The following is a 26,412-nucleotide window of genomic DNA, read 5'->3' on the forward strand; positions in this document are numbered from 1 at the left end:
TATATACCCGCGTTTAGTTCCACGCAGAAAATCAATTTAGAGTGTTAACTTTATGACTACATTTTATTTTTTACAATTGATTAGACTAAATTAGTCGGCAATTGGATGCCTTATGATGATATTTTAGTCGTTAACTTATAGAACCACACTTTAGCCTCAATATCAGTCGTTAACATGGATACCTATGGCACCTTTATTGATGATTTTAGCGGCACAATTGTTGATAGCCAGCGGTAACCTATTGGTTAAGTTGCTTGAAACTAATACGCCAGTGTTTCAACTTGTACTTTACCGGCAATTATTTGCCACACTTTTGGTACTGCCCTTTGTCTGGCGTTTACAGGGCAATCTCAAGTTAAGTCCCTTTTACAAAGTGCACTTAAGCCGAGCGCTATTAATTGGTTTAGGCAATGCTATCTTTATGCTAGCTGTATTGCATCTGCCACTCGCAACAGTCACCGCAGTCATTTATACCTCGCCATTATTACTGCTGTTATTGTCCGCGTTCTTTTTACATGAGCGCATAGGCTATCGCCGAACAGTAGCAGGCATCATTGGTTTTACGGGCATATTACTGATAAGCCAACCAACTGAATTTAATCTCTACATTGGCTTAGCCTTTTTTGGGGCTATGACTTCTGCAACAAACAGCTTGATTTTGAAGGCATACTCAACCCACGAGCATCCCTTTTCAACACTCTTTTGGTCTAATGCCTTTGCGATGGTTTTTCTGATACCGGCAACTTGGTACGAGGGCGCAGATTTTAATCTCCCCGTCGCTCAAGTCGGCTTAACCTTAGGCGTGTTTTATATCGGCATGACCTACCTGATTATCCATGCCTATCGATGAGCAGATGCGAGCCAAATGGCACCAGTGGAATACACAGGCCTTATTTTTGCCGCGTTGTTTGGTTGGTGGTTTTTAGATGAAACCCTTAGCATTGTGGTGTGTATTGGCATTGGACTAGTGCTCTTCTCCTCCATCCTACCAAGTTACAGCGAGCTCAAAGCTAAATGGAAAAGCCGGCAAAGGTAACCTTGGCCGGCTTTAAATTCGAGGCGACACATTTAGGTCGCCAATTTACTGGTTCGATTAGAAGCGGAATTTACCGCCGATGTACGCACCATCTTCAAAGGTAAAATCACGAGCATTATCGTATTCAAAGGCAATTTTACGATAACCGACGTACAGTGCCATATTTGGGTTGATGTTGTATTGCACTTTGGAATCCAATTCATACTGACCATCGACATTACCGAAAGACAATACCGATGGCGCATAGTAAGCGGCAGCATGTATAGAAATATTTGGCCCTAAGGCTAACGCATAGCGACCACCGACAGACACAGTACTGCCATTTGGCGCATCGTCTGCCCATAACTGGCTTAACTTAGCGCCCACTTCAAAATGATGCACTCCCGCATCGTGGGTCATGTGCATTGCACCTTGAGCAATATGACCGCTATCGTCCGAATAAATATATCCTAATACTGCATTAGTATCTTTATTCACTTGCAGCTCTAATTCAGTAGAAACGACATCGTTGTTTAAGCCAAGATTAAATTCTGACGCATTCACTTGCAGCGCGGCTGCACTCAATAATAAGACACTTGCTACTCTGAATTTAGCCATAAAAACACCTCAATAATGACTGTGGGTAATAGCGCGGATCATACCGAATAAAAAAAGAAAATCTGCATATTTAGGATTTTGGTGCCGATATTTTTGAATTTAAAACCAAATAAAAACCTGCAATAAACATAAGCAAAACCTAAATAAAACAATTTTTACACATTAAGGTGCTGGTATACGATTTCCCACTAAGGTTTGCATCGTTCCTTCAATATCAATCTCATCGAACAAGGTTAAGTAATACCAACCCACGGTATTCCCCGTTCCTCGAATACTTAAATAGTTACGCCAAAAGTGAAATCCGGCCTTGAGTAAATTCACTCTGCTGGCGTTGTTTTCATCTCGAATAGTGGCAAATAACAGGGCGATTCCCTGTGCTTTAGCCACTTCAATTCGCATAAGGGTAAGCCCTTGGGCGATGCCTCGGCGGCGATATAAAGGCGAGACTACCAGATAACCGAGTTCCCCCACTGGACCAGAACCAGCCTTAATCGCTGCGCAGCCGACTATCTCGCCTTCGAGAGTCTTCGCCAATATCACGGCGCGGGACAGAGCAAAAGCCTGATGGTCGAGGGGATGCGCGTTGTCATCCCGCAGGTCAATTAATGCCGCCGCAGCCGCTAATTCGGCCGCGTTTTGACAAAGAACAAATTGAATATCGTTTTGATTCATACAAATGAGTTAAACAACCAAATCCACTTAAAGATAGAGTATCGTCGCCATACCGAGGAAAGTGAAAAAGCCCACCACATCGGTCACAGTGGTTAAAATCACCGAGCCAGAGAGCGCCGCATCTTGGTTAAATCGCTGCAAGACCATAGGCACGATCACCCCAGCTAAAGCCGCGACCGCCATATTGATTAAAATCGCACAACCTATCACTATGCCTATGGTGCTGTCGGCAAACCACCAGCCCGCCACCAATCCAATAACAATCGCCCACAGAGTGCCATTGACTAAACCAATCCCTAACTCGTTCTTCATTAACGAGAATAAGTTACCCGCAGAGATCTGCCCCATCGCCATACCGCGGATCATCAAGGTGAGCGACTGACTCCCCGCAATCCCGCCCATGGACGCCACTATCGGCATAAGTACCGCAAGTGCAACCACTTGAGATAAGACGTTTTCAAACAATCCAATGGTTGCCGAGGCCAAAAATGCGGTGAGTAAGTTAATCCCTAACCACACGGCGCGGCGCTGCGCACCTTTGATGATTGGGGCGAATAAGTCGTCGGACTCATCCATACCCGCGGTCGCCATTAATTGCGCTTCGTAATGTTCACGCACTAAGGCAGTCGCGGCCCTCAGGGTGACACGGCCAATCAGCTCCCCAGCCTCATCGATCACGGGTAACTCAATTTCGCGGCTATGTTCTATCGCCTCGGCGGCATCGAGTAGCGTCGTATCCGCAGTTAATGCACGACTGTCTTCCGATAACAGTGAAATCAGCGGCTCAGAGGGATCATGCTTGAAAATATCATAACGTCTGACCGTACCTAGGTATTTATCCGCCTCATCGACAATAAATAAGTTGTCGTTACAGTCGAGTTCAATTCGCCTGAAAAACCGCTGTGCCTGAGCCACAGTCGCCTTATCGCTGAGCACTAACATTTGATGATCGGTATAACGACCAATTTCGTTTTCCGAATATTGGTCATACAACTCGAAACGCTGCCGCTGACGCTCGCCCATCTGCGCCAAGGCGCGGTCGGTAAAACTTTCGGGGAGATAATCACTCCACTCAATCAAATCCTCAGGACTGAGCTGCGCGAATAGCAGATCCACCTCATTGTCGGGCATCTGCTTTAGGATACCCATACGCGGATCGGCACGCATTAAACTCAGCACTGTCACACGGTCACTAAACTCAACCTGTTGCCAACGCTCGTAACGCTCGTCTAGGGGTAAAGACTCCAGTGCTAATGCAATAGTACCAGGCTCTGCTTCATTTAAGATTTCACTGAACACTTCAGCCTGTTCTTCACCTTCAACTTCAGTGAGTTGCTGAACAACCTGCCCGACATCGGCCTGTGTGTTTGTTTCGTATTCGGCTTCATGTTCAGTCACATAAACGCCCTTCTGCTGAGATAAAAATTAGCGTAACTATATTGATATTGAAGAAGATTGGCAAACACACAGAATAAATTGCACACAAATTGATTGATAACAACTTAACTATTATTTATGCTAATCATCACACCTAAGGAGGTAATGATGACATCGACTATCTATAGCCACAGCGCAAACGACATTCAAGGCAATCCAACGGCACTGGCACAATATCAAGGCAAAGTAATTTTAATTGTAAATACCGCCAGTGAGTGCGGTTTTACACCACAGTACAAAGGCTTAGAGGCGCTTTATCAAAAATATAAAGCACAAGGATTTGTGGTTTTAGGCTTCCCATGCAATCAGTTTGGTGCCCAAGAAAAAGCCGATGAGAAAGGCATCCAAAGCTTTTGTGAACTCAACTTTGGCGTGAGTTTTCCCCTATTTTCAAAAATCGAGGTAAACGGTGAGCATACTCACCCTTTATATCAGTATCTTAAAAAAGCAGCGCCGGGCCTATTGGGCACAGAACGGATTAAGTGGAATTTCACTAAATTCTTAGTGAATCGTCAGGGAGAAGTGGTCGCTCGCTTTGCGCCAACCACAAAACCAGAAGACATTAGCGACAAAATAGAAACGCTTTTAAAGTAATCAGCGAGCTATCCCGTTGAAACTTTTCTATTAAATAAAAAGTTAAGTTATTTTTTATTTTCGATGGAACTTTAACCCTATAAGCCCCTCAAACATATTGAACAGCGAATGTCTTTTTCATGTTCATCATTCTCCCAGGGGCTTCTAGCGCGGCCCCCTTGACCTAGGAAGAGGTCACTAGGCAACCAATTGGTTGCCTTTTTTTATGTCTATGTTTTATTTGTAAAATAAATGTAGTCACCCACTAACTTCTATATTTAGCATGTCGGCATGGTCGAAAATAATTTCAAAAATTTTTAGCCGCAAACTGAACTTTATGAAAATGCCTTAGTCTGACTATATGTAAGGATTAACAAATCCGCTTTAATGCACAATTGATTGCTAAATGAAAAGTTTAGCAAAGGATTAAATGGATAAAACATGCCGTTTAATTCAATGGAACAGTTTCAAGTTATTGCATAGAGTCGAATTGGTTGGTCGTTCATCATCATCTCCCTTTTGGGAAGCAATCGAATACACGCTAGCGCACTGAATTCCTTTGTCTCCTAGCTTGATTTTCTTATGGCAACCTTTGGTTGCCATTTTTTTATCTGTTTTTACGAGTTAAACATCCTATCTAACTGTACTTGAATGGATGGGTGATAACCTGCGCGTGCGCTTGCATAAATCTTTTGTAACTCAGCATGATAACCCGCAATCTTTAACTCAGCGTAAAGCGGACGGACAAACTTGCCGCGGCCAATACGCTGTAAATAAGCGCTTAAAGCGGGCAGCACAGGATCGTAATGATTGCGGATAGCGACCCTAAACCAATCGCAGGCAATTTCGGCATTGCTCGACTCGGTTAACTTAAAGGTATCGTCCAAATCCATTAATTTCACCTGAGACAAGACTTCAGGCAATTGAGTCAGAAAGTATTGCCAGTGATGGACACGCCAGCCTTGCACCTTAAGCTCTCTGGCCACTTTGCCCTTTAAAAAGTCCTCCAAGGCGCTATCGACCTTATCTAAACTTCGCGATGTGGGCCCCACATAACCTTGAGGTAGCCCTTCGCCATAAATCCATTCCAACAATTCGGCTTCGCTTATCTTATCGGAATAGGCTTCAACTAAAGCGACTTTGGCGTATTTGACAAACTCTTCAGTGGTGATTGCCTTAAAAGCAAAGTGCTGCACATAGGCAAACAGAAACTTATCGAATTCGGTGCGGCCAAGTCGATGCTCTAATTCATGGACGAAGATCGACGCCTTATCATAGGTAAAACGGTTAAAGGCCAGATTAGGATCGGCCTGTTGTACATTGGCGGGTAGCGTTTGCCTGTAGCGCGGTAAAACGGCCATTTCTTCTTTTAGTCGACCAAATTCAATCACCCATTCTAGCTCAGCCTGCTCCTTGCCATAGACTTCCTCGACAATTCGATTGGTGAAATAGGTCGTAAAACCTTCATTTAACCAGAGATCACGCCATGTGGCATTGCTCACCAAATTGCCCGTCCACGAGTGTGCCAACTCATGGGCAACCGTTGACACAAGGCTCTTATCTCCCGCAATCAAGGTTGGAGTTAAAAAAGCTAAACGGGGATTTTCCATGCCACCAAACGGAAAGCTCGGCGGCAAGATGATCATGTCATAACGCCCCCAGGCATAGGGGCCTAATAGCGATTGCGCCACATCTAGCATATGTTCGGTATCGGCAAACTCAGTTGCTGCGGCGGCCAACATGCAAGGTTCTGTATACACGCCGCTGCGCGGGCCTATGGCTTGAAATGCCAAGTCACCTACCGCTAATGCCAGCAAATGGGTTGGGATGGCTTTTTCCATCTCAAACGTAAATATCCCTTCAAGCGGTGTATCTGGATGGTTCATCGCACTCATCACTGCACGCATTCCCTTGGGCACTTGGACTTTCGCATCGAAGGTTATCCGCGCCTTTGGCGTATCCTGCAAGGGGATCCAACTGCGGGCATTAATGGGCTGAGATTGACTAAAGAGATAAGGTAACTGTTTGCCAGCCGTTTGCTCAGGCATAAGCCACTGCAACCCTTCAGCTTCTGGCGAGGTGCGATAGTGAATACAGACTCGCTCACACTTTTCAGCGGGTAGCTGGATCACCAATTTCTGCCCGAGGATTTCATTTGGCACTTCAAGCACAAACTCAAGGGGCTCTTGAGTATCAGTCGTGACCGATAAAATATGTAAATCACGGCTATCGAGCCATAACTCGCTAGTCTGTGGTTCAAAGTAGCGAAGTGACAGAATCGCTTCCCCGAGCAAAGTGCGAGTCGCAAAGTCGATTTTCAACGCGAGGGATAAGTGCGTGACCTGCACTTGGTCGCTATTGGCAAAGGAATGGTAATCCCGAGTTAAATCCCATGCTGCGGGAGCGATTGGCATTTGCTGGCTTTCTGATGACATCACTTAGCTAACCTGTGAACGGTAAATTATCTAATCATATTATCGGACGCAGATTTACCGACGCGCAATCGAATAAACTGTCCTCGCATCGGCATTTTGTAACAATGCTTGAATCCAAGTTTTGCTATAATCGACTTTAGTTAACTCATAAAAATAAAATTTACATATTTTTCAATGCATAAAGAAAAATAGTAAAAATTTTTTCAAAAATTTTCTATTTTGGCTGAACTAATTTCGCGCCCTTGAGTCAGATATTATGAACCGAATCTTTGCAATGAGTTTCTTCGTTCATCATCATTCTCCTTTCGATGGTTTCTAGCGCGACCGTCCCCAGATTCCGAATTGGAATTTACAGCAACCTAATTAGGTTGCTTTTTTTATGCCTATTTTCAGTCGTAAGCGCCAGCTAGTAATCACCTCGCATGATAACCCCATACTGACGTTGGTGGTTTTAGCCCCCAAAACAAAAAGGGCCTCCGAAGAGACCCTTAAGGTTTAGCGATTTAGCATTAGAGGCGGATGCCTAACTGTTCTAAATCTTTAGCAACGACGCTCTTAGGCAGAGTCACATAACCGTCTTTTTCTACCACTTGCTGACCTTGCTTAGACAGCACGTAACGGATGAATTCTTTTTCCATTGGTGCTAAGTCTTTGTTTGGTTGCTTGTTCACGTATACATATAAGTAACGTGATAATGGGTAAGTACCGTTAGCGGCGTTTTCTGCAGTCGCTTCGATAAACTCGTTACCTTTCTTCGCGATGGCAACGGCTTTCACGCCAGCAGTTTTGTAACCGATACCTGAGTAACCGATAGCGTTCAGTGATTGAGACACTGACTGAACTACAGAAGCAGAGCCTGGTTGTTCGTTTACGTTGGCCTTGAAGTCACCTTTACACAGAGCGTGCTCTTTAAAGTAACCGTAAGTACCAGATACTGAGTTACGGCCATATAACTGTACGTCTTTAGCTGACCAGTTACCGTCAAGGCCTAAATCGCCCCAACGTTGGATGTCGCTGCTACCACATTTGTGAGTAGAAGAGAAAATACCGTCAACTTGTTCGACAGTTAAGCCTTTGATTGGGTTATCTTTGTGTACGAATACCGCTAAAGCGTCAATCGCAACACGAACTGCAGTTGGCTTGTAACCGTAGTGTTTTTCGAAGGCTTCTTCTTCATTAGGCTTCATCTTGCGGCTCATTGGGCCGAATTGTGAAGTACCTTCAGTTAATGCTGGTGGCGCAGTAGAAGAACCAGCTGCTTGAATTTGGATATTTACGTTAGGGTACATCTGTTTAAATTCTTCAGCCCACAGTGTCATCATATTGGCTAAAGTATCTGAACCTACAGAGGAAAGGTTGCCCGATACCCCACTTGCTTTCTCGTAAGTTGGCAGAGATTGATCAACAGATGCCATTGCAGTGGCAGAGAATACACCAGCGGCAGTAAGAGTCATCGCGCCGACAAGCTTTTTCAGTTTCATTATGTGCTCCAGTAATAAGCTAACTAATTTGTAACTTAAGTTTCTTCAGACGCAGCCAGTATCAATCGCTACAATGACAATTCTATGTCCAAGATATGACACTTAGATGACAAAACACCTTTTTATAAAAAATCCGCCGATTCAAACCCGATAAAAAACAAAACAGGCCATAATGGCCTGTTTTTAATATAAAAAATAACGTTACAGTAAATAGCAATTATTTTTTACGTTCAATCAAATGCTGCGGGATCATAAAGCTGAAAGTGCTACCCTTTCCTAATTCACTGCTGATATTAAGCTCACTGTGATGATGACTTAACGCATGTTTCACAATGGCTAAACCAAGGCCGCTTCCCCCCGTTTGCCGTGAGCGCGCGCTATCAACTCGATAAAAACGCTCGGTTAAGCGATTGATATGCTGCGGTGCAATCCCTTCCCCGGTATCTGTCACACTGAAGAGACCGCCAGTAGCAACGCTACGCCACTGCACCGTAATCTTACCACCAGGCTCAGTGTAACGAATCGCATTCGAAATCAGGTTAGAGCAAGCACTTCTAAGCTGTAGCTCATTGCCATGGGAATCTAATCCCGGCTCACAATGGAAACTTAACTCATATTTATCCTGCGCTAATGCTTTAGCTTCTTCCTTTAAAACTTCCATTAGCTGCGACATGTTTACCGTGTTCTCAAGATTAATATCCACTGCATCTTCGATACGCGATAACACCAGTAATTGTTCGACCATCGACTGCATTCGCCGAGTCTGCTGCTGCATTAAGGCTAAGGGCTTAGCGTTCATCGAATCGGGTTCCGCCATGCTTTGCATCATCTCTAAATAGCCCTGCAATACAGTGAGCGGGGTTTTGAGTTCGTGTGACACATTGGCGACAAATTCTTTACGCATGCCTTCGAGTTGTCTTATCCGTGTAATATCGCGGGCAATCAACAGTAACTGCCGATCGCCATAGGCCATGATACGAATTTCGAGTAAACGCCGCTCCGATACTGGCGAAGCCAGCTCTAAGGGTTCCTTATATTCAGCCGCTTTGATATAGGCAGAAAAATCGGGATGACGAATTAAATTATCGATTCGTTGACCATTATCCTGTGGCCAAACGAATCCCAACATCAGCTGAGCTAATTTATTACACCATAAGATATTATGCTCTGAGTCGAGCACGACTGCTGCATCGGGTAAGGCTTCAGCGCCTTGACGGAAACGCCCAAGTAGAGCCGCCAATTGACCGACTCGGCGACGATTTTTACCTTGCAGGCGGTAAATACCATTAAATACGCCTTCCCAACTGCCAGTGCCTTGGGGAGGCGTTAATTTTCTATCTCGCCATAACCAAAAATTAAGTCGCGCTAACTGACGGTAATGCCAGAACACTAGCCCTAGCAATCCAATGATCAGTATCCAGAGGGGTTTCCCTACCAATAAACCAATGAGCAAACAAAGCAGTAAAAATACGGCTAAGCGCGTAAACAACCGGTACCCTGAATAAGAGTCGAACATAAATAAACCCAAACATCAGGCTAAATAAGAGGAGCACAAGATAGCCGAAAAGCTAACCTGTGCCTATCTCTTATTTGGCACTAACTACGTGTTGAGAAACGATAACCCGCACCACGAACCGTTTGAATGAGACGATCATGGCCCGACTCTTCAACCGCTTTACGTAGGCGGCGAATATGCACATCAACGGTTCGGTCTTCGACATATACGTTTGTGCCCCACACATTATCAAGCAGCTGTTCGCGGCTATAGACACGTTCTGGGTGTGTCATAAAAAAGTGTAACAATCGAAATTCTGTGGGCCCCATATCGAGTACAGTATCGCCAACACTTACCCTGTGACTCACGGGGTCGAGTAACAATCCTTGTACGTCAATCGTTTCTTCAAGACGGGTCGGCGCGCTACGGCGTAGCACCGCTTTGATACGTGCCACCAACTCCTTGGGTGAGAAAGGTTTAGTGATATAGTCATCGGCGCCCACTTCGAGGCCCTTAACCTTATCTTCCTCTTCTCCACGGGCGGTGAGCATAATAATGGGGATCTGACGGGTAAACTCATCCTGCTTGAGGCGTTTAGCCAATTGAATACCGCTTCCTCCAGGAAACATCCAATCCAACAAAATCAGATCGGGGTAAGGCTCCTTTAGCAGCGCAATGGCCGAATCAAAATCTTCTGCCGCAGAGGTGGTAAACCCATGCTGTTCCATTACAAAAGTCAGCATCTCGCGGATAGCTAACTCGTCTTCTACTATCAATATCCTTGCAGTCATAGGTGATTTTCTGTCAGTGAATGTCAACACGGCTATTATTAGTCATTTTTATTACAGATTTATGAATAAGTGTGCCGCACAAGCTATATAGTAGCGATGATTGTCATATTAAGTTTATATAACTGTTTGTTTATCGCAGTAAAGAATCCACCTTCTGAAGAAGGTGGCTTTGTTTTAACCCCCTAAAAGGGGGCCTTTATTCAAGAGCAAGTTGACCCTGCTCTTGCCGCTCTACTTTCTCTTGATGCCTAACGTATCTACGGATTATTTCCTCGTTAATTCCAATCGAATCGACGAAGTATCCTCTCTGCCAAAAATGATTTCCCGAAAGTTTATTCTTACGTAGGTAAGGAAATTTACTGAATATTTTCAAAGCTATCTTACCTTTTAACGCCCCCATTAAATTCGATATAGATATCTTCGGAGGTACCTTCACTACTAAATGAACATGGTCAACTTGAACATTTAGCTCCATGACTATGCATCCCATTTGATGGCAATAAACCTGAATGCATCGATAAACCTCTTTTCCGACATTACCTTTCAATATCCGAAAGCGGTACTTTGGTGTCCAGACTATATGATATTGACATCGCCAGAACACATGCGATGCTTGCTCGTATCTACTCATGTTATTTGCCTCTTTTGACTTCGCTAAAAATCAAAGATGCATTTAACATGGGTAGGTATACAGGCAAAGCCTCAAATGATGATAACCACCTACTGAAGTAGGTGGTTTTGGGCTAAAAATAAAAAAGGAAGCCGAAGCTTCCTTAATTCAATCTTAATACTGAGATTAGAACTTGTGTTCTAAACCAACAACGATGTATTTATCATCATCTGTATTCGCTTCTAAAGAGCGGTTGGTATAGAAAGCAAACACTTTAGTCGGCTTGCCTAAGCTGTAGTCCGCACCCACTGACCATGAATCACCTAAGTCTTCCATGTCTTGATATTGAGCTTTTAATGTCACAGCATTGATATCATAAGCAGCACTTAACAGGTAGCCAGTCGCACTGTCTGCAGACACCTCAACTGGTTGGCCCGTTGTTGCATTGTATTTGTACGTTTGTTCCTGCTGCTGATACATACCACCCAATGTGATGCCTGCTAACTTGGTTTGTAAGCTAGCGCGCACGATTTCATATCCAGACACATCAGAATCGTAGGCAAGGGCTGCATAGACAGCGGTTTTCTTTAACTTAGCGTCACCATACATGGCGGCAGCACTGAAACCATCTTGAGCAAATTGACTTTTAACATCATTACCTTCCGCAACATAAGTGACACCAAACACAAAGTCACCAAAGGAAGGGGTTAAGTAAGTTGCCGTTTGCGCAGCACGAACTTCACCTTTAAACAATTTAGCCAGGTCACCAGAATTCATAAAGTCATTGAATTGGTCAACACCACCTTGAGAAATCTTCAGCAAAGTATCGTTACGACCAACAGAGAACGAACCAAAGTCGCCTTTTAAACCAACAAATTGATTACGCGCAGTAAAGTTGTCGCTTGATGCATTACCAGTATCTACTTGATACTCAACAGTATAGAAAGCGGTAAGTGAACTTGATAATTCGAAATCACCCTTCACACCAAAACGAGAAGCATTACTTTGAATAGTTGTTGTAGCGTCACCATTCTCATCGTTTGATTGAGCGCTAACATTCAACTTACCATAAACAGTCAGTGGCTCAGCGGCATAAGCAGAAGCCAGAGTTGCAGAAGCTAGCGCAGAAGCAAGTAGAGTTTTACAAAAAACGTTCATCATTTAATCCTTTCGACGTTATGTTCGTCTTGGTTATTGGTTTGGAACGACCGAAAGTTTGCAATGAATCTGTTTCAGTTTTATTTCAATTGTGACAACTTAGGACTACCACCATAAAACCGCACCACCTACAAAAGACAAAACCCATTAACACCAAGGGTTATAGCTGAGTTTTTCTCAATGTTACATTTTGATGAATTCTGCAACCAAGGCAAAATTTAACGATTTCAGGTAGGTTTACCCCGCCGCAACTATGCCGTAAACTGCGACTTTATTTTTCCAATGAGCGCATCTTATGTGGTTTAAAAATCTTACTATTTATCGTTTCAATAAACCTTTTTCCATCGAGACAGAAGCACTTGAAACCGCACTTGCCGATTTCACATTTTCCCCGTGCGCCAGCCAAGACGTCAGCAAATTTGGGTTTTCCAATGCCTTAGGTAAACAGGGCAGCACCTTAGTGCACAGCGCCAACAATCGTCATCTAATCTGTGTCACTAAAGAAGAAAAAATTCTTCCTGGTCAAGTAATTAAAGAATCATTAGAAGAAAAAGTGGCACAAATTGAAAACGAAGAAAATCGTAAACTTGCCAAAAAAGAAAAAGATGCGCTAAAAGATGAAATCATCACTAGCCTATTGCCACGCGCTTTTTCGCGCCGCAGCCAAACACGCGCACTGATTTTACCTGAGTTAGAAATGATCCTCGTTGACAGTTCAAGCGCCACTAAGGCAGAAGAATTATTAGCCTTATTACGCAAGGCCTTAGGTAGCTTGCCAGTGATCCCATTAAGCTTTAAAGCACCGATTGAAAGCCAATTAACTGAATGGCTTAAAAATGGCAGCGCCCCCTTACCTTTTGAAATACAAGATGAAGCTGAGCTGAAATCAGCCGCAGATGAAGGCGGCATAGTACGCTTTAAGCAGCAAGATCTAAAAGAAGACGAAGTACTTGCCCACCTTGAAACCGGTAAAGAAGTGCATAAGCTCGCCCTGCACTTTGGCCAATCGATTGCGCTACTGCTGCAATCCGATGCCAGTGTGAAACGCTTAAAATTCTCCGAAGAATTTAGAGCGGGTAACGATGAGTTGGGTAATGAAGATCCGATGGCGCGCCTCGATGCTGACTTTGCCTTAATGGGCAGTGAATTAGTCGCACTAATGCACGCCCTAGTTTCTGCATTGGGTGGCATTGAAGAGGCTCAAGCTTAACGCTTAAAACGCTGATCGTATTTGGCCAAGGCTCCTTCCTAGCGAGTATTAGAAAAGTAAAAGGCGCCGCAGTTGGACTCAGTTCACTGCGGCGCCTTTTTAGTCTCTATGACTGAAGTAACACATTGGTAGTGATTCGAATAAGCCAACCTAAAGCCCACTCACTCAAATCGCAAACAAGTTAACTTTTCGTCAGCAGCTCCCCCTTATTATCAAACGGCCAATCGATGCCCAGCCAAGCCTTGAAGAAGGCTTTTTGCTGTTTAGTCGCCTTCACATCGCCTTTGAGCACTAGCTTGCCGCTTTGTTTCTCACCTAAGGTTAACGCCACTTGCTTGATTTTGTCGTTGTTAAATAAGGTGATTTCGACCTTATCACCCACTTTAAAGTCTTTGATGCGCTTATCAAATCCTTGAGCGGTCACCTTTAAGCCATTAATCGCGATAATCTCGTCTCCCGCCATGATACCAGCCTGCCAGGCGGGGCTATTACGCAATACTTGGGCAAGCACCAAAGAACCATATTCGCTGCTTAAGGTCATGCCCGTAAAAGGCTCAGCTTTAGCGTCTTTACCGTAGGACATCACTAATCCCGCCTGAGACAACAGGCTTGAAAACTCAAGGCTCAGTGGACTATTCACATGACTTTGCCACCATGGGCCATAGTCCTTACCCGATAAGTCCTTCAGAATTTGCTGCACATCGGCCACAGTGTACCCCTTAGGAACGCGGTAATCCTGATAGAGTTTACGATGCACGTCGCGGTATGAATGGGCAAGATTCGAGTCCGTCAGCAGAGAGAAATCCAGCGCCAGTGAGGCTAAATAACCTTCGGAGTAAATATTCACACTGTGGTTAATGGCATAATCGCCGCCCGTGCTGCTCCACTCGCCTAAACTGGCTTCGGCAACGGATTGAATTTCGCGCCCCGGTGTAAGCTCACTCTTCTCGATGCGTTTGGCGAGGTCTTCTAAAAATTCCTTAGGCGTCATTACACCTGCGCGCAGCAACAATTGCCCTTGGAAATAACTAGTTGATCCCTCGGCAATCCACAACAGTTCAGTCATATTTTCATGCTGATAATCGTAGGGAACAAGACCCGCCGGACGATAAGCTTTAACGTTCCAAGTATGAATAAACTCATGGGACGCCGTGCTAATAAAGCGCAGGTAATCCTTACGCTCACGAAAACTAAACCGTGGTAGTTGGATAACCGTCGAGTTTAAGTGCTCGGTCGCGCCGCCCGCCCCGCTGGTGGCATGCACCATATACACATAACGATCAAAAGGATAATCATCCCAGATCGCTTTGGCTTGGCCACTCAATGCGGTTAAGTCTTTCACCACCTTATCGGCATCGTAGTTGCCTTCACCCCAAAACACTAATTCATAGTCTTTGCCATTAGCACTAAATTTATTGTGAGTACTCACCCCTGTTTCAATGGGGGAGTCAATTAGCACATCATAATTAGGTGCAATAAATGAATGCGCCATTTTGCCTGACGACATGCCCGAATAACTCTGCCAGTTTTCGGGCACGGTTAATTGTACTGCAACTGGGTCTTCTCGAAATTGCGGGCTATACATTAATACGCCACTGGCATCGAGATAAGCATGGCTTGAATCAATATGACGCACGCGCTGGCCTAATTCATTGGCGTAAAGTTGATAACTCACGGTTACATTGGTTGGATTATCTAAGGCAATTTTCCACTCGCCACTAGCACTGCGTTTCCATGGGAGTGGATTGCCCTTACTGTCTTTTGCCGTGAATAAACGCACGCCATCAGAGAGTGGTAACACTTGGTATTTACCCGTACGCCACACAGGAAGATTAACTATTAGCTCACCTGCTTTAGCTTCGGGAAACGTTACACTCACCTGTGCAAGATGATGTTGGGGTTGGCTTAAATCAATTTTGTAATCCACATCGGCAAATACGTTAGCCGACCCTAATACACTTAATGCCAAAATAGATAATCTATTGGGTTTCACTCTGACTTCCTTCCGTCTTCTGTTATTATGCTTCTTATATTTTTTCCAAGTATAACAAGTCGATGTAGCATCCTCATTAGGCGCTAACAAAAGCTAACAAAATAAGTTCCTTGACTTAGGGAATATAGGGCCACCTACACATGCATAAACTCATTGTTATTTTCGTGACCTTGTTAATATCTATTTCTTTTCAAACATTGGCGGTTGATCTTGAGGCTGAAGAAATAGAATTGCGTGAAACGCCACAAAAAATGTATGACAGGCTTAATCAGTCGATTTCTTTTCCTATCACCTTTAAGAACCGTGAACAATTCGAACGAGCAGCCCAAGAACAGGGCTACAGCAGTGATGAGTTTGAGCACATACTGCAACTCCTCGCACGGTTAAATCTGGAACCCAATGTCAAAACCAAGGTGGGTTTTCAAGACGCAAACAACTTAATCGAACTTCTGGCAAGCATAGCGCAAACGCCCTTCGAGCAAGCCACCGTCGCCATGCTAAAGGGGCGCTATATCGGCCGCACCGAACAAAAATACCAAGAAGCGATCGCTTTTTATAACGAAGCACTGACACAGATCAGCGAAAGCGTTGATATTGAGTCTATGCTGCTAAAACATACCATCCATGAACATTTAGGTGGCATGCACTTGGTTATTCGCCAAGATGTTCCTGCACTAATGCATTTTCACACTTATCGCGATATAGCTTATAAGCTCAGAAACGACTACCTCATCGCGGCGGCCGAATCGAAACTAGGGCACTACTATAATAAAAATCAACAACTAACCAAATCATTGCAACATTATAGTGAAGCGATTCGACTATCAAATCGCTCCAATTATCCGTCAATGAAAACGCATCTTCAGTTACAACTCGCTAAGGTGTATCGTGATTTAAAACAATGGGATGAAGCGTTAAAAAATGCCCACGAAGCCGCAGCAGGATTTAAAAAGCTAGGGAACGATACTTATCTTTCCAGCTGTATGACAGTTATTGCCATGGTGTATGGTGAGCAAGGGGATTGGAACCGCGCCATTGATTACTACCTTAATGCTCAGCAACTCGATGCTAAACGCGGTAATTACATCGCTCAAGGGCTTAATTTCCACAATTTAGGTCAAGCTTACTCGCATCTTAATGATGATGTGAATGCACTTAAGTATTTGTTGATGGCTAATAAAATATTCACTGAAAAACAAAGCCATCATTACTTGGTCTATAACGAATTACTGATTGGCGAAATTGCTCAAGGCAAGCAAGATTGGCCGTTAATGATGGGGCATGCTGAAAACGCTTTAGCGTTGGCGACAGATTTAAATCTACCAGAGGAGCAAAAATCAGCACTGACACAAATCGCCCTTTCGGCAGAAAAACAGCAAGATCAAGCCAAAGTGATCAACACGCAAAAAAAGATTATTGAGTTAAACAACTCATTAAAAGACACCGCTAAAGATCCTGGCGTCACTGCTTCAGTCCTTGCTGAACAGCAGCTCAAGTTAGAACTCAATATGATTCAAAGCAAGTTAAATGATGCCATTCAAACCGCTAAGGATACTAATCAATTCCTGGCATTTAGTGGTCTTATCATAACCTTGTTGGTGATAGCAGTTATCTTCTTACTAAATCAACGACGCAAGAGCAAACAGCAAAACGCATCGCTGCTTCAATTAAGCTTAGAAGAACCTTTTACCCATCATAAGGGATATGCTGCACTATTAAACGATCTGACGCTAAACCCGCCTAGCTCTCAAACCACTGCGCTAGCTTTAATTGAATTTCGCGACCATATATCGACTGACCTCAATCACGGCCAATATTTTGCCAATACTATGACCCGTCAGCTCACAAACCATATTAGCCATAGTCTGTTTATGCCCGTCTATGTGATCCGCCAGGGCTTATTTGCGGTCAGGTTTACTGAGACCGTAGAACCACAGCAAGTGTTAACACAACTTCAACAGCAATTCGATAAACAAGCATTTACGCCTAGTTTCAATCTCGGCTTTATCAATTTGCCCCTGCTTGCCAAAGCGGAGATTAACATTGCCCCCAAATTGCTGTTTGAAACCGTGCAAATGGCGCTCGCTGGTGCACGAAGTTTGCCAAATGACACTTGCTATTATGTGAGTCTCAGAGCATTAGATTTTGTGCCACCGACACTGTTTGCCGACCCGCTGTTTTTGCACTTAGAGAAAGGTATTGAACGCGGCCTGATCCGAGTCGAGACGAATGCGCTAAAGGAAGATATTGTATGGCCTTGCTGGGAAAATAACCAAAATCGGCATTTGTTAGAAAATATTTGATCAATATCGACAATTAATCACTATCGTACATGCAAAGCAATTTGCACTCTACGACCATTGTTATAACATTAGAAGCATATGAGTTAAACGCTAATCTGGACAGAGGACGTCTTGCTTGTTAGCCCTGCAGAGTTAGGAAAATACTCCGGATGAAGGATTCCAACGCGACTGTTACACAACTTGCATTACTTCAACAGAAACTTCATTCGGCAAAACTTGCCCTCGATGAAGTCAATGAAGATAGAAATGCTAAGTTACAAACTTTACTCCAATTTATTGGTCATTTAAGTCTTGCCTGCAAAGGTCAAAACTTAGAATTGGATAATAAGCTTGCCAAACTTCGCCATAACTTAAATACCTTTGAGCGAGTCGATGAAGCCCTACCTGAATTGGTCGATGTTGAACGCCTATTAAAAGGCCAATACCACCACGTAATGGTACAACTTGAAGAAAGTCGCGCAGGGCTTGCACAGGTCGTCCGCCAAATTCAACGGGTTAACTCTGTACCAGAAAAGCTCAAAAAAGAAATTAACTACTTTAAGCAAGATCTCGCTAAACCGTTCCATACGGTGTGGGAGTACATTCCTAAAGTAAAACAAATTATCGGCTTCTACGACACCATCCTACAGCAACAGTTTAATGAAACTGAAAAGTTAGATGTGTTACCAAAGCACAGACAACTCGCCCATGAGTTGGCACAAATGATCTCGGAAATTGAATTCCGTAAAGATCAACGCGATCAAGTGCTTGTCATTAAAGAAATGCTAGCATCCGATATTGAAATCGATAATTTACTGGAGGCTTATCAAACGATTTTATCCCTGCTGCTCGATAATATTGCACGGGAAAAATCCGCCTCTCAGGAATTTCTCTACGCCTTAAACGATGCCTTAGCAGCAGTGCGGGAAGTCGTTAGTGAATCCTATAATCACAACCAGCGTAGTTTCCAACTCAAAACCCAGCTTAATCGTGAAATCAATTCTCGAGTCGATAATGTGGGTGAAGCCATTATCGATACCGACGATATTGTCGACCTCAAAGCACGTTTAACCGAACAGCTCAATTCAATTCGCTCCGCCCTCGCCCGCAAAGAAGCCTTAGAACAACGGGAGCAAGCCTTACTGCGTAAATCGATGGAAACCATGCGCAAAGAGCTTAACGAGCTGAGCAACGAGGCCAATACCTATAAAGAACGACTTTTCGAACAACAAAAGCTCAATCTGCTGGACAGCCTAACTCAATTACCTAACCGTGCCGCCTTAGAAGAGCGCATGGAGCTTGAGTATCGCAATTACCAACGTCATAAATCTCCGCTATGGATTGCGATTGCAGATATCGATCACTTTAAGAGCATCAATGACAGTTTTGGCCACAGTACCGGGGACAAAACCCTACAGGTCATCGCCATGGCATTAAAAAATTCTTTACGGGATACCGAGTTTGTCGCCCGCTACGGCGGTGAAGAATTTGTGCTCATTTTGCCAGATATTGACGATAACGATATCGCTCAACTTTTAAACAGAGTTAGAGAAAAAGTAAAAAATATTCCATTTAAATTTAAAAATCAGCGAATTACAGTTACAGTATCTATAGGGGCTGCACGAGTCATGGGCAATGAGCTCATACACGAAACCTTTGAGCGCGCCGATGCAGCACTCTACAAAGCAAAACATGAAAGCAGAGACAGGGTCGTGATTGACGTATAACTAAGTCAGACTATACGTCGCTTCTTATCACTCCTGTCGATACGAAGGAGTGATAAATGATAGTAAAAGTCAGCCCTAAGGGCAGCATGGATCAGCTTTCACAACTTGAAGTTGATCGCCTCAAAAAAAGCGCCAAAAGCGCCCTATATCAACTGTATCGTAACTGCTCACTCGCGGTACTCGCTGCGGGTTTAAAGACCGACAATTCTAAAGCACTATTCGAGCAATATCACGACTTCGACATCAATGTACTGCAACGCGAACGCGGGGTTAAGCTCGAGCTTATCAATCCACCGGAACAAGCCTTTGTTGATGGCCAAATTATCACTGGGATCCAAGAGCATTTATTTTCGGTGCTCAGAGATATTCTCTACATCAGCGACAAATACGACACCCTAAAACATATCAATTTAACAAATGCTAGCCACATTACTAACGTCGTGTTTGATATTTTGCGTAATGCCCGCGCCATTGCGCCCATGAAGGATCCTAATGTAGTGGTCTGCTGGGGCGGACACAGCATTAATGCCATCGAATACCAATATACCCGTGAAGTCGGTTATCAACTCGGCCTAAGGGAATTAGATATTTGCACTGGTTGCGGCCCAGGCGCAATGGAAGGCCCGATGAAGGGCGCAGCGATTGGTCACTCTAAACAACGGATTAAAAATGCCCGTTATATTGGCCTCACAGAGCCGAGTATTATCGCCGCTGAGCCGCCTAACCAAATCGTTAACGAGTTGGTGATCTTGCCCGATATCGAAAAACGCCTAGAAGCGTTTGTACGCTTAGGTCACGGCATTATTATCTTCCCCGGCGGTGCGGGTACAGCCGAAGAACTGCTGTATATACTGGGGATTTTGCTCAATAAAGAAAACCAACAAACGCCCTTCCCACTGGTATTAACTGGCCCCAGCGAAAGCGCAGATTATTTTATTAAAATTGATGAGTTTATCGCTGCAACCTTAGGGCCTGAAGCGCAGCAAAAATACCAAATCATTATTGATAATCCTGCCGAAGTCGCTCGGGTGATGAAGCAAGGCATGGAGCAAGTGAAAAACCATCGCCGTGCCACAGGAGATGCTTACCAATATCAATGGGGGCTAAAAATTGAGCCAGAATTTCAACTGCCCTTCACTCCCACCCATGAGGTAATGGCAAACTTAAATTTACATTTTCAAACCAACAAAGCGGAGCTTGCAGCCAACCTGCGCAAAGCCTTTTCGGGTATCGTAGCGGGTAATGTAAAATCCGACACCATCAAGCAAATTGAGCAATTAGGTCCCTTCCACATTAAAGGGGATCCGCATTTAATGGAGTTGATGGACAATTTGCTGGGGGCCTTTGTCGCCCAGCATAGGATGAAACTGCCGGGAAGCGCTTATGTTCCCTGCTATCAAATCGTGAAGTAAAACAAAAACCGCCAATGAATAAGTTTTTAATTATCGATGGTCTCAACTTAGTCCGCCGGATTTATGCGGCGATCCCAGATGAGAACGATATGGACAGTTTAACGGAGCGTGTGAGTGCCGCCTGCACTAAACTGCTGGGCATTCATCACCCAACCCATGTCGCTATCGTCTGGGATGGGGATGAGATCTCTTGGCGTAAACAGCTCTACCCTGATTATAAAAAGGGCCGTAAACCTATGCCTGAGCCACTGGCGGCGGGCTTAACGGCATTGCAAGAACACCTTAACAGTTTACAAATCCAATCAATTTATGCCGCTGCTGAGGCCGATGATGTTATCGCCACCCTTGCAATGAAAACCGCCAAAGCCCAAGGTGAAGCCATTATTGTGTCGACGGATAAAGGTTTTAGCCAACTCAATCATCCGCGGATCAGCCAGTGGGATCACTTTAATCAGCAATATCTCAACATCGCTGAGCTTGAACAAAAACTGGGAGTCGATCGCAGCCAATTTCTCGATTTAATGGCTCTTGCGGGTGATAGCGGCAATAAAATCCCCGGTATCGCAGGTATTGGCCCTAAATCGGCCGCCGAGTTACTCCGAACCTTTAGAACCTTAGCGACACTGTTTTCCTCGTTGTCCAATCTCGGCGCCAAACAAGCGAAAAAGTTAGCAGAAGGCCGAGATATTGCACGCCTCAGTTATAAGTTAGCCCAACTACAAACCGATTTACCCTTAAACATCAACTTAAAAGATTTTCGGGTCAATAGCCCTATTCATACGCCACCCGTCGACTAGCGCCTCTTGTTAACACTAAGTTGCAATAAAGCCGTTTACCTCAGGTCATCAAAGGCGTATTTTATTCATTTGCCAAATAACACATTGGATATGCAAAGGAATTAGATTCAATGAAATCAAAAACCTCGGTTATTATTGGTAGCATATTTGCCGCCTATGTCGCCTTCGTCGCCGTAGTGGTGCTCGTATATGAGCCCACTCCAGATGAAATGGATTGGGAAGATAGGCAAGTCTATAACAGCCAGAAATTAAACGATTTAACACTCGGGCAAGATATTTCCGCCGTCAAAACCCTATTTGGTAAGGCCGATTTTACAGAGGCAAAATCCCTTAAGGATAGCCAGCTACAAGTGCTCTTTTATCGTACTCACCATGAAAAATCCGATGGCGTGACCAGCAAAGAAGAATGCACCCCGCTGATTTTTAAAGATAATAAACTCGTGGCCTGGGGCGATGATACCTATAAACAGTATCTCGAAGCCGGCACAGATATTGTTAGCCGCACCGCCAAAGAGGTCGAAAGCTCAAGCAAAAATTGATTTTGCTCTGATATCACCATCATCCCTAAGCTAAATATCCAAAGCTTATTAAGCTATCCCCCAAAATGGCAGTGTAAATCAATACATTGCCATTTATGTTCTATAACCGCTTGAAAGCAAGATGACTTTATCGTCAGGAGTGTAGGATGCATTGTCATTTTCCCCTGTGAGACCCCTTGTTATTTCACAAGAAGCATTCATGAAGGCCCTACTAAAACCTAGATGTTTTAGAAAGTCACAGTTGCAACAATGACAATCTTTACAACCATTGAACTGTTCATCTGGCTAAAAGCTTTTTTGCCCCCAAACGAGAAAAGTTTGTCGTCAGGTGTGTAGGATGAATTGCCATTGTTTCCCCTGCGACACGCCATAAACTCATCCCTGAGAGCTCGACGGCGGCATCTGCAATACATGGAAGTGTAAATGCCGCGATTACATGGATGTGAAAGAGTGGCCATGTCGCCAACGGTCACTGTTGCAACAATAAAAATCTTTACGACCATTGAACTGTTCATCCGGCTAAAAGCTTTTTGCCCCAAAACAAGTCGGCTGAATCGGATATTGCGATATATGCATTGCCACTGTTTCCCCAGTGACACGCCGTGAATATATCCCTATAGGCTCGACGGCGGCATCCATGCCGCCAACGGTCACTGTTGTAACAGTGGCAATCTTAACGACCATTGAACTGTTCATCTGGCTAAAAGCTTTTGCCCCAAAGCGAGATAAGTTTGTCGTCAGGTGTGTAGGATGAATTGTCACTGTTTCCCCAGTGACACGCCGTCCTTTTATTTTACAAGAAGTATCCCTATAGGCTCGACGGCGACATCCATGTCGCCAACGGTCACTGTTGCAACAATGCCAATCCTAACTATCCCTCTAGCTGCTAGGTCAGCTAAAAAGATATTTGCCCCATTCCTAGTTAGCAAAGTAGTATCTAGCTCACTTTAACATCAGTATGTTGACTCAATTTTAGTAATGCTACAGAGTTACAAAAGGACTCTGACATTTATAATGTGTCTAACGGGCTAGTTGTTCCCGCAAAATGTTGGCCAAGTACATGTGTATAGATTTGTGTGGTACTAACGTCATTGTGGCCCAGTAACTCTTGAACACTTCTTATATCACGACCAGCTTGAAGTAAATGGGTTGCGAAGCTATGCCTAAACGTATGGCAGGTGACGCGTTTATTCATTTGAATATTACGCACGGCATTCCCGAGCGCTTTACGAATAACACTTTGATGTAAATGATGCCTGCAAAGTGTTCCTGTATAAGGATTGATACAGGTTGTGCTGGAAGGAAAAATAAACATCCACCCGTGTTGCCTAAACGCATTGGGATACTTACGTTCTAATGCATTTGGCAGAGATGGACCTATCCCTTGCTGGTTATCATTCTGTTGAATTTTAATAGCCTTTTCAATATATGTAGTGAGCTTTTCTGCGCATCTATGGCTGAGGATGGTTTGCCTATCTTTATGTCCTTTACCGTCTCTAACGGTCAGCGAAGCTCTCACAATATCAATATCTTGGATACGTAACCTGAGGCATTCTGAAACTCTTAGTCCACTACCATAGAGTAGTTCTATTATTAGCCTATCGCGGCCATCAAGTTCATTTAATATTAGTGAGATTTCTGATGGGGATAACACTGTCGGTAAATGTCTCTGTTTAGTGGCATAGCAAAAACCTAAATCCCCAAGCTCATGGTGCAAATGCTTCTGATATAAATAGGCTAATGCGTTAAGTGCAATTTTTTGTGTGTTGATGGCCACATTTCGTTGATTGGCAAGGAAGGTTAAAAATTGTGTAACTTCTTCCGTTCCCATTGTTTCAGGGTGACGCTTGTTGTGAAAGTTAATAAAGGCCTTGATCCAATAGAGATAGGTTTTTTCCGTTCTAATACTGTAACCACGCATACGCATTTCTTCTTGAAGGCCGCTTAGAAATGGGCTTTTTAGACTCATGATAATCCTCGCTCTTAAATACTGTTATTTTATACAGTATTATTTAAAATTCCCGGATATCAAGGAAAATAGTGGAAAAATTTTGCGCGTTTGTACACGGACTAATTTATATAATTATTTTATTTCAATCAGTTATGTGCTTGCGATTTGAGATAATAGGTTTGGAAAACGCGCATGCGCGTTTTTCCAGATAGTATATTTGAAGAGAAGCTGATAAGTTATTTGCAATACAAGTAGTTAACTGTGCGCGTTTTTACTGGTCAAACGAGGTAAACGCGCATGCGCACTAATAAAATGTTAGAAGTCATCATCATGTATCGAGTGTTATTGATAGTTTTTTTAGCTGCATCCCTGTTTGGTTGCTCTTTGAATCAAGAGAAGCTTTCGGGTGAGCCTGTATATTTCAAGCATATTCATGATGATGTGTTTTGGGAAAATATCGTAGTCTATGGAAAATTGCAGAAGGAGGTGCTTCGTAAGCCTACATCTGTATATCACAGTGCTTTCGGTCATGGTTACTGCATGTCCGAAGAAGTTTCCTTTGAGGTTCAGAAATACATTAAGGGTGCTGGTCCAGGCCTAATAGAATTTGCACAGAACAAAATTGATCTATGTCGCCCTCTCGCTGAGAATATTGGGTTTGGTGAGGCAATAATTTTTCTTTCAAAAAATGAGCATCGAGGTATATGGTCTACTGGTAGCGTGAGAATTGATAACTTTGAAGGAGAATCTCGCATATATAGGCCAATTGATATTATGCATTTTTTATCCTTCGAAAATTTTGATTCGCTGCTTACAGAGTACAAGGAGCCTTTCGAGTGGGCTGTAGAAATTGGCCAATTATCAAAGCAAGACCTAGATAAATTGAAGGAAAAAGGTATTTTGTCTTATCGCCCAGACCCCCAAGACAAAAATGGCAACTTCTACCTATTAGAAATGTATAAATATATTAGCGTCGAGGCGTTGCTAAGCAATGACTTCTAACAAGCCGCTCAAATACGTTCCGGCCACAAAAAGCGTGGCCTCCACCGGACTCGCTAACGCTCGCCGTTTAGCGGGGCGTTAGCTTTCAGGAGAAATATGAAGTTTTATCTCTTTATCTTGGTGATTTTTTAGCTCGCAAGTTGCTTACGCTGAAAGCCTTAGAAAAGTACGACTTGATGACACTACGATTTGTTATCCATCTAGTTTTTCACCGGACAGTTCATTTATGAACGCATTTCTGGATCCTATCGCTGACAAGCTCGATAGTTCAGATGGTCAAGAATTGATATACATCCCAGCTCAAAATATTAAGGCTAAGGTGTCGGGATACACATTAAGCCATATCAACAAGAATGGGGTTGATTTTGAGCATGAGCTAATGGGGTTGGCATATGCAAGCTCACAGATTGGCAATCCTAATGGAATGGCTGAAGCAGCTTGGAACGTTTACGACAGAAGAGATACCGTGTTTGTGGAAAAAGACCCAAGCCTGCCTTTTTATCGTGTTTACGAGTATCACGAGCCTCTGTTTATGTGGCACCTTGTTCGATCTGAGCCTTTGAAGAACCAGGAAAAGCTATTCAGCGGACTGGTATATAGGCCATTGCTCTGAATCGGCAGGCAGCTTTAGCTGCAAACAAACAATTAATTTTGAGTCCATATTCTATGAATATGAGCTACAAGCACATGATCTACATCTTCGTAGCGAAGTCAGTGAAACCGTGAAATCTCTGTTTAAAGAGTGGAAACAGAACTGTGAAAAAAGCTAACAATGCGCTGTTGTCGGACTGTTTTTCCGCTGCGCTCCAAAACAGCCGCAAAGCGCGGCGTTAGGTGACCGAGTTACCCATGATCAAAAAGTTACTATTATCGATCGCCGCATTTTTAATCCTTGGTATTGGCGCATTGGTCTATTTGGTTGCACCACATGTGGCAACGCCAAAGTTTATCGTCCAAAATAAAGCCAGCGTTCCCATTAAGGTTACGGCTCATTGGAGAGAGAAAATTAAGGACCTTGGCGAGCTTTCACCAGGCACTATGATTGAGTTCGAAGTTACTGATGAAGCTGCAATGGAATTTAAAGCTACATACCCAAATGGGCGAGTTGCTTCGAGTTTTCCTGCGGTTTATTTTACCTCAGGTACTTTAACAAATGCGGTTGTCACAGATTCCTCTATAGAGGTTATTACGCAGCTATGATCCAAGCACCTAAT

21 protein-coding genes and 1 pseudogene are annotated in these 26,412 nt (G+C 43.8%); 11 read left to right on the forward strand and 11 right to left on the reverse strand.

Going from position 1 to position 26,412, the window contains the following annotated elements; translation table 11 throughout:
• Positions 1-184: 184 nt before the first annotated feature.
• Positions 185-1,036: pseudogene (locus tag FJD32_RS15355) on the forward strand (DMT family transporter).
• Positions 1,037-1,093: 57 nt separating this feature from the next.
• Here FJD32_RS15355 and FJD32_RS15360 read toward each other — a convergent pair.
• The 3 genes from FJD32_RS15360 to FJD32_RS15370 form a co-directional block, all read right to left on the reverse strand.
• The gene (locus FJD32_RS15360; protein WP_037416607.1) at positions 1,094-1,633 is read right to left on the reverse strand and encodes a YfaZ family protein; all 540 of its coding nucleotides are present in this window, start codon (positions 1,631-1,633) and stop codon (positions 1,094-1,096) included.
• Between the two features lie 162 nt (positions 1,634-1,795).
• A complete protein-coding gene (locus FJD32_RS15365; RefSeq protein ID WP_088585844.1) occupies positions 1,796-2,305 on the reverse strand; it encodes a GNAT family N-acetyltransferase in 510 nt (169 codons plus the stop codon).
• A 27-nt stretch (positions 2,306-2,332) separates the two neighbouring features.
• Complete coding sequence (locus FJD32_RS15370) at positions 2,333-3,703, reverse strand: magnesium transporter (protein ID WP_088585845.1); 1,371 nt, start codon at positions 3,701-3,703, stop codon at positions 2,333-2,335.
• Between the two features lie 147 nt (positions 3,704-3,850).
• Here FJD32_RS15370 and FJD32_RS15375 point away from each other — a divergent pair, with 147 nt between their 5' ends.
• Positions 3,851-4,336 carry a glutathione peroxidase gene (locus tag FJD32_RS15375; RefSeq protein ID WP_037425797.1) on the forward strand — a complete coding sequence of 162 codons (486 nt, stop codon included), beginning with the start codon at positions 3,851-3,853 and terminating at the stop codon, positions 4,334-4,336.
• A gap of 596 nt (positions 4,337-4,932) precedes the next feature.
• Here the strand turns inward: FJD32_RS15375 and FJD32_RS15380 are convergent.
• The 6 genes from FJD32_RS15380 to FJD32_RS15405 form a co-directional block, all read right to left on the reverse strand.
• Positions 4,933-6,750, reverse strand: a complete 1,818-nt coding sequence (locus FJD32_RS15380) for a M1 family metallopeptidase (protein WP_181159796.1) — start codon at positions 6,748-6,750, stop codon at positions 4,933-4,935.
• A 509-nt stretch (positions 6,751-7,259) separates the two neighbouring features.
• On the reverse strand, positions 7,260-8,231 hold the full coding sequence (locus FJD32_RS15385; RefSeq protein ID WP_011623458.1) for a phosphate ABC transporter substrate-binding protein PstS family protein: 972 nt from the start codon (positions 8,229-8,231) through the stop codon (positions 7,260-7,262).
• Between the two features lie 217 nt (positions 8,232-8,448).
• Entirely contained in the window at positions 8,449-9,747 is a 1,299-nt protein-coding gene (gene phoR / locus FJD32_RS15390) for a phosphate regulon sensor histidine kinase PhoR (protein ID WP_122040753.1), read from the reverse strand.
• Between the two features lie 80 nt (positions 9,748-9,827).
• Complete coding sequence (gene phoB, locus FJD32_RS15395; protein ID WP_011071727.1) at positions 9,828-10,517, reverse strand: phosphate regulon transcriptional regulator PhoB; 690 nt, start codon at positions 10,515-10,517, stop codon at positions 9,828-9,830.
• Between the two features lie 196 nt (positions 10,518-10,713).
• Positions 10,714-11,148: an IS200/IS605 family transposase gene (tnpA, locus tag FJD32_RS15400; RefSeq protein WP_088585846.1), complete on the reverse strand. Its 435-nt coding sequence runs from the start codon at positions 11,146-11,148 to the stop codon at positions 10,714-10,716.
• A gap of 165 nt (positions 11,149-11,313) precedes the next feature.
• Positions 11,314-12,288: a porin gene (locus tag FJD32_RS15405; RefSeq protein ID WP_181159797.1), complete on the reverse strand. Its 975-nt coding sequence runs from the start codon at positions 12,286-12,288 to the stop codon at positions 11,314-11,316.
• A gap of 292 nt (positions 12,289-12,580) precedes the next feature.
• Here FJD32_RS15405 and rdgC point away from each other — a divergent pair, with 292 nt between their 5' ends.
• Positions 12,581-13,495, forward strand: coding sequence for a recombination-associated protein RdgC (gene rdgC, locus FJD32_RS15410; RefSeq protein WP_088585848.1), 915 nt, complete (start codon positions 12,581-12,583; stop codon positions 13,493-13,495).
• A 181-nt stretch (positions 13,496-13,676) separates the two neighbouring features.
• Here the strand turns inward: rdgC and FJD32_RS15415 are convergent, their stop codons facing one another.
• The gene (locus FJD32_RS15415; protein WP_140906862.1) at positions 13,677-15,488 is read right to left on the reverse strand and encodes a PDZ domain-containing protein; all 1,812 of its coding nucleotides are present in this window, start codon (positions 15,486-15,488) and stop codon (positions 13,677-13,679) included.
• A gap of 140 nt (positions 15,489-15,628) precedes the next feature.
• On the opposite strand from FJD32_RS15415, the gene FJD32_RS15420 reads away from it, so the two are divergent.
• From FJD32_RS15420 to FJD32_RS15440, 5 genes are all read left to right on the forward strand, one after another.
• Positions 15,629-17,791 (forward strand): tetratricopeptide repeat protein, encoded by a 2,163-nt coding sequence (locus tag FJD32_RS15420; RefSeq protein ID WP_140906863.1) that lies wholly within the window; start codon positions 15,629-15,631, stop codon positions 17,789-17,791.
• A gap of 149 nt (positions 17,792-17,940) precedes the next feature.
• The gene (locus FJD32_RS15425) at positions 17,941-19,497 is read left to right on the forward strand and encodes a GGDEF domain-containing protein (protein ID WP_037416573.1); all 1,557 of its coding nucleotides are present in this window, start codon (positions 17,941-17,943) and stop codon (positions 19,495-19,497) included.
• 56 nt (positions 19,498-19,553) lie between these two features.
• A complete protein-coding gene (gene ppnN, locus FJD32_RS15430) occupies positions 19,554-20,909 on the forward strand; it encodes a nucleotide 5'-monophosphate nucleosidase PpnN (protein ID WP_037425808.1) in 1,356 nt (451 codons plus the stop codon).
• A 14-nt stretch (positions 20,910-20,923) separates the two neighbouring features.
• On the forward strand, positions 20,924-21,706 hold the full coding sequence (gene xni, locus FJD32_RS15435) for a flap endonuclease Xni (RefSeq protein ID WP_126511644.1): 783 nt from the start codon (positions 20,924-20,926) through the stop codon (positions 21,704-21,706).
• Positions 21,707-21,816: 110 nt separating this feature from the next.
• Positions 21,817-22,245 (forward strand): DUF3192 domain-containing protein, encoded by a 429-nt coding sequence (locus FJD32_RS15440; RefSeq protein ID WP_037416564.1) that lies wholly within the window; start codon positions 21,817-21,819, stop codon positions 22,243-22,245.
• Between the two features lie 1,009 nt (positions 22,246-23,254).
• On the opposite strand, the gene FJD32_RS15445 is transcribed toward FJD32_RS15440, so the two are convergent.
• Positions 23,255-24,214: an integron integrase gene (locus FJD32_RS15445; RefSeq protein WP_055646947.1), complete on the reverse strand. Its 960-nt coding sequence runs from the start codon at positions 24,212-24,214 to the stop codon at positions 23,255-23,257.
• A 279-nt stretch (positions 24,215-24,493) separates the two neighbouring features.
• On the opposite strand from FJD32_RS15445, the gene FJD32_RS15450 reads away from it, so the two are divergent.
• The 3 genes from FJD32_RS15450 (at position 24,494) to FJD32_RS15460 (ending at position 26,398) form a co-directional block, all read left to right on the forward strand.
• Positions 24,494-25,198: a hypothetical protein gene (locus FJD32_RS15450; protein WP_140906864.1), complete on the forward strand. Its 705-nt coding sequence runs from the start codon at positions 24,494-24,496 to the stop codon at positions 25,196-25,198.
• A 226-nt stretch (positions 25,199-25,424) separates the two neighbouring features.
• Positions 25,425-25,811: a hypothetical protein gene (locus tag FJD32_RS15455; protein WP_205403010.1), complete on the forward strand. Its 387-nt coding sequence runs from the start codon at positions 25,425-25,427 to the stop codon at positions 25,809-25,811.
• 236 nt (positions 25,812-26,047) lie between these two features.
• Positions 26,048-26,398 carry a hypothetical protein gene (locus FJD32_RS15460; protein WP_055646945.1) on the forward strand — a complete coding sequence of 117 codons (351 nt, stop codon included), beginning with the start codon at positions 26,048-26,050 and terminating at the stop codon, positions 26,396-26,398.
• Positions 26,399-26,412: the final 14 nt, after the last annotated feature.

The organism is Shewanella sp. LC6 (genome assembly GCF_006385735.2).
GTDB classification, from domain to species: Bacteria; Pseudomonadota; Gammaproteobacteria; order Enterobacterales; family Shewanellaceae; genus Shewanella; species Shewanella xiamenensis.